The following is a 1,590-nucleotide window of genomic DNA, read 5'->3' as shown; positions in this document are numbered from 1 at the left end:
TCCATGCGGCTCACGCCCCTGCCACCGGACCCACCCCGCCTTCGACAGATCTCCGCAATCTGTCTGGATGACATGGCCTGCTTTTGGTAGGTGTCGACCTTGGTCGACACGTAGATCCACGCCATGCGTGGATGCTCTTCGTTCAATTATCGAAATATTGGATTTTGATGGAGATTCATCCAGCTTGGGATGGATCCATCAGACACCGGAAAACTGTCGAAGGTGGGGCGGTGTCGGATTGCGGGGTGTCCGCGCCAKGGATGGCGCGGCCAAGCCTCCATGGACGGATTYACGGCGTCCCCGCAATCCGACACCGCCCCGCCCTCCGACGGAATCCAGCTTCTGCCGTTGCCGTTGCCGTTGCTGAGGTTGCCGGCCAGCGGCCGGCACTACAGCAGGTGCAGGGCGCAGCCCTGCCGAACCACCCTCAACGCAGACGAATCAGCAGGCTGCCACCGGCGCAGATCGTCGCCAGCCACGCCACGCCGTGCCAACCCCACTGAGCCAGCGCCAGGCTGCCCAACGCACCGCCGCCAGCCATGCCGATGAACATGCCGGTGAACAGCAGTGCATTGAGGCGACTGCGCGCCGGCGGCACCAGGCCATAGACCAGGGTCTGGTGCGCGACCAGCGCCGACTGGAAACCGAAGTCGAACAGCAGCGCGCTGACCACCAGCAACGGCAGCAGCGCCACGGCCGGCAGCCACGAATCGACCAGCAACAGCGCAAAGCCAACCAAGGCGACGGCAATCGCCAACCGCGCGACCGCGGGGCTGCCCAACCGATCTGCAAAACGACCGGCAACCGGTGCCGCCAATGCACCCGCAGCACCGGCAATGCCGAACGCACCCGCGGCGGCACTGCCCAGGCCCAGCCGTGCGTGCAGCATCAGCGCCAGCGTCGACCAGAACGCACTGAAGCCCACCGCCAGCAGCGACTGGCTGGCCACGGCGCGGCGCAGCTGCGGCTGCTCACGCCAGAGCGCCAGCAACGAACCCAGCAGCGCCGGATAACGCAGCGTACTGGTCGCAGCGAAGTGCGGCAGTGCGCGTGCCATCACCGCCCCCATCGTCAGCACCGAAAGCGCTGCGAGGCCGAACTGCACGCGCCAGCCCCAGGCTTCGGCCACCACGCCGCTGACCACGCGCGACAGCAGGATGCCCAGCAGCAGGCCGGTCATCACCCTGCCCACCACCTGCCCGCGCTGCGCATCCGGTGCCAGCACCGCGGCGGCCGGCACGATGTCCTGTGCCAGCGTGGCCATCAGCCCCACCAGCAGGCTGGCAACCAGAAGCCCCGGCAACTGGCCGGCCAAGGCGGCCGCCCCCAGGGCCAACGCCAGCAGCACCGACTTCAGCAGGATCAGGTTGCGCCGGTCGAAGCGGTCGCCCAACGGAGCCAGCAGCAGGATGCCCAGCGCATAGCCCAGCTGGGTCAGGGTCGGCACCAGGCCCACGGCACGCTCGCCCGTAGCCAGATCCTGCGCGATCAGGCCCAGCATCGGCTGGCTGTAATAGAGCGAGGCCACCGAAAAGCCCGCGCCGGCGGCCATGGCCAGTACCAGTGATGGGGCGGGCGCAGCGCGTGGCG

General features: G+C 68.1%; 1 protein-coding gene. It reads right to left on the bottom strand.

What is annotated here, in order from left to right; translation table 11 throughout:
- Positions 1 to 427 precede the first annotated feature (427 nt).
- Positions 428 to 1,552 (bottom strand): MFS transporter, encoded by a 1,125-nt coding sequence (locus AB4Y84_RS21200; protein ID WP_442250880.1) that lies wholly within the window; start codon positions 1,550 to 1,552, stop codon positions 428 to 430.
- Between the last annotated feature and the right edge of the window lie 38 nt (positions 1,553 to 1,590).

It is taken from the genome of Stenotrophomonas sp. 2YAF22 (genome assembly GCF_052114665.1).
GTDB lineage: Bacteria > Pseudomonadota > Gammaproteobacteria > Xanthomonadales > Xanthomonadaceae > Stenotrophomonas > Stenotrophomonas indicatrix.
This window is presented reverse-complemented; position numbering and strand designations above follow the sequence as displayed.